Origin of the sequence: Streptomyces silaceus (assembly GCF_001419745.1) — a bacterium.
GTDB classification, from domain to species: Bacteria; Actinomycetota; Actinomycetes; order Streptomycetales; family Streptomycetaceae; genus Streptomyces; species Streptomyces silaceus.
This window is the reverse complement of the sequence record NZ_LIRJ01000659.1, coordinates 1-3,185: the sequence shown is the minus strand read 5'-3', so window position 1 is coordinate 3,185 and position 3,185 is coordinate 1. Positions and strand designations below refer to the sequence as shown.

The 3,185-nt window shown below is 73.5% G+C and carries 3 protein-coding genes; all 3 read left to right on the top strand.

Translation table 11 applies throughout. The features are described 5' to 3' along the window. Positions 1-289: 289 nt before the first annotated feature. The gene (gene gadC / locus AOK22_RS38355) at positions 290-1,756 is read left to right on the top strand and encodes a glutamate/gamma-aminobutyrate antiporter GadC (protein ID WP_055703256.1); all 1,467 of its coding nucleotides are present in this window, start codon (positions 290-292) and stop codon (positions 1,754-1,756) included. 43 nt (positions 1,757-1,799) lie between these two features. Beyond that, entirely contained in the window at positions 1,800-2,528 is a 729-nt protein-coding gene (locus tag AOK22_RS38350) for a DUF998 domain-containing protein (protein ID WP_079037112.1), read from the top strand. Beyond that, positions 2,525-3,185, top strand: a 661-nt coding sequence (locus tag AOK22_RS38345; RefSeq protein ID WP_055703255.1) for an alpha/beta fold hydrolase, incomplete at its 3' end; no start/stop codon positions are given. The genes AOK22_RS38350 and AOK22_RS38345, both read left to right, overlap by 4 nt.

The following is a 3,185-nucleotide window of genomic DNA, read 5'->3' as shown; positions in this document are numbered from 1 at the left end:
CCGAACGCCCCCGTGACCAGCCCCGTCAACGCCCCCGGGACCCGCCCCACGACCTGCCCCAGCGCCAACCGCATGGCCGGCGGTCCCGTGGCCGCTCCCGGCGCCGCCGTCGTGCCCGCCCGAGGGATGCCCCAACGTATGCATCGTCACGATCCCGAAGAGCAGCGCGACGAGCAGCAGCCACTGCCCGTGGCCCGTGCGGCTCCTCGTCCTCGCCATGGGAGGAACCCTACCCCCGCCGGGTATCCCGCGACATGCGGGTCCCGACCACTGCGACGATCATGAACGCATGACGACTACGGACGAACCGGAGCAGACCGGCACCGGCACGCTGCCGGAGCCGGACCCCGCCATGCCGCGGCAGTTCATCTCCTGGGTGACGCTCGCCCTGATGACCACCGCCTCCGTGGCCAGTCTGCGTCCCTCGCCCTCGATGGCCATCTACGGCCTCGCCGCGGTCTTCCTCTATCTGCTGCCCGCCGTGGTCTTCCTGCTGCCCACGGCCCTCGTCGGCGCGGAGCTCGCCTCCGGCTGGTCCGGCGGCATCTACCGCTGGGTCAGCGAGGCGCTCGGCAAGCCGCTCGGGTTCGTCGCCGTGTGGTGCCAGTTCGCCATGACCATCGCGTACTACCCGAGCCTGCTCGCCTATGTCGCCTCGACGTTCGCCTACGTCGTCCACCCGAGCCTCGCCGAGAACGGCCTCTACGTGGCGATCGTCATCGTCGTCATCTACTGGACCGGCGTCTGGATCACCTCGCGCGGCACCAGGACGGTCGCCGGGCTCTCCTCGCTCGGGCTCGTCATCGGCACGCTCATCCCCGGTGTCGTCCTCGTCGTCCTCGGCATCGTCTTCCTGGGGCAGGGCAACGCCTCCGCGGCGCCCATGAGCCCCGACCACTGGCTGCCGCCCTGGACCGGCCTCGCCAGCCTGGTCCTCATCGTCAACAACTTCCTCTCCTACGCGGGCATGGAGATGAACGGCGTCCACGTGTCGTCGCTGCGGCAGCCGCGCGCCGAGTACCCGCGCTCGATCTTCCTCGCCACCGGGCTCGTGCTGCTGATCTTCATCCTTCCGGCGCTGGCCATCAGCTGGGTCATGCCGTCGGAGGAGCTCAGCCTGACCGCCGGTCTGATGCAGGCCTTCCAGGCGTTCTTCGACCACTTCCACATCGGCTGGATGACGAAGGTCGTCGGCATCATGCTCGTCATGGCGGCGCTCGGCGGCATGCTCACCTGGCTCGCCGGGCCCGCCAAGGGGCTGGTGACGCTCGCGCGGCAGGAGGGCTATCTGCCGCCCTTCCTGCAGAAGTTCAACAAGGCGGGCGTCCCGCGGAACATCATGGTCGCCCAGGGGGTCGTCACCACCCTGATCGGCGTGCTCTACGCCTTCAGCAGCGACGTCTCCAGCGCCTACTGGATGTTCTCCGTCATCACCGTGCAGATCTATCTGATCGCCTACCTGCTGATGTTCGTGGCCGTCGTGCGGCTGCGGAAGGCCCAGCCGCACGTGCCGCGCGGCTTCGTGGTCCCCGCCGTCACCCTCGTCGCGGGCGTCGGCTTCGTCGCCTCGCTGGCCGCGCTCTTCATCGGATTCGTGCCGCCCGACCAGTTCGGCAAGGGGCCGCTGTGGCGGTATCTGCTGATCGTCGGCGGCGGGCTCCTCGCCCTCGGCGTGCTGGCCCCCGCGGCCTTCCTCAAATACCGCAAACCGAGCTGGATCCACCCCGATCACCGCCCGTCCCATGCGTCCCAATAGCATGGGTCGACCGATGTCCGTATCGACGACGGCGGCAGCGTCCATGGCCACTGAGCAGTCGCAGCCGGGCTCCACGGCGGGCCGGGGCCGGTCCGCCGGGCCGCGCGTCCTCGCCGCGCTCCTGCTGCTCGGCGCCCTCGGGTACAGCACCTGGGCGGCCGAGGCGTTCCTGCCGACCGGCCTCTCGCCCCTGTCGGCGTACGTCAGCGAACTCGCCGCCGAGGACCAGCCGTACGGCTCCTTCTTCCGCACCGCGGACTTCCTCGCGGGCCTGTTCGTCCTCGTGGCCGCCCTGGGCGCCTTGGCCCGGCTGCCGTACCGGGGCCGGTGGGCCGCGGCGGGCTGGGCGGGGCTCGCGCTGTTCGGGGCGGCCACCGCGGCCGACTCGCGGCTGCCGCTGAGCTGCACGCCGACCGCCGACGCGGGGTGCCTCGCGCGGGAGCGGGCGGGCGCCGTCCCCTGGACGCACTCCGCGCACGCCGTCAGCAGCAGCCTCGCGGTCACCGGGGCGCTGGTCGCCATGGTGCTGCTCACGGTCGCCGCGCGGCGCTCGCTCGCCGGTACGTGGCCCGCGCTCGCCCGCACGGGACCGGCCCTCGTCGTCCTCGAACTGGCCGCCACCGGGTGGACGCTGGCGTCCGTCGCCGCCTTCGAGGCGGGGCACGGCACCTGGGGGCTCGGGATCGGCCAGCGGCTCCAGGTGCTGTTCGTCGCGGTGTGGATCGCGGTCCTCGCCCGGTCGCTGGCGACCGCCCGGGAGCGGCGGGGGTGACCTTCGTACGCGTCGGGGGAGTGCCGCACCACGTCGAGGTGGAGGGCAGCGGGCCGGTGTGCGTGCTGAGCGCAGGGCTCGGGCTCGGCTGGTTCGACTGGGACCGGGTGGTGCCGGGGCTCGCGCCGCACCGCACCGTCGTCCGCTTCGACCGGCCCGGACTGGGGCTCAGCGCCCCCGCGCGCGTGGCGCCCACCGTGCGCGGCGAGGCGGAGCGGATCGCGCGGGTCCTGGACGCCGTGGGGCTCGGCGGGGAGCCGGTGACGGCGGTGGGGCACTCGCTCGCCGGGTTCCACGCGGAGGCGTTCGCGCGGCTGTACCCGGAGCGCACGGCGGGGCTCGTCCTGGTCGACTCCAGCGTGGAGGAGCGGGCGCGGGTGCTGCTGCCGCGCGGGGTGCGGGTGGGCGCCACGCGCGCGTGCGGGGCGGTGCTGTGCGCGGCGGGGCTGCCGCGGGCGGTCGGGCCGGGCCTGCGGGGCCTGGTGGCGCCGACTCCTTGGGCGCGGGTGTACGGGAGCGGGCGGGTGTGGCGGGCGGCGCTCATGGAGTACGCGACGTACGGCGACGCGGCGGTCGGGCTCGCCTCGCTGCGGCGGGGGCAGCCTCTGCCGGAGGGTCTGCCGGTGACGGTGCTCGCCGCGTACGCGGGGGGTTCGC

Coding starts and splice junctions, on each gene's coding strand:
- AOK22_RS38350 (WP_079037112.1), top strand. CDS start 1,800: ATGGCCACTGAGCAGTCGCAGCCGGGCTCCACGGCGGGCCGGGGCCGG.
- gadC (WP_055703256.1), top strand. CDS start 290: ATGACGACTACGGACGAACCGGAGCAGACCGGCACCGGCACGCTGCCG.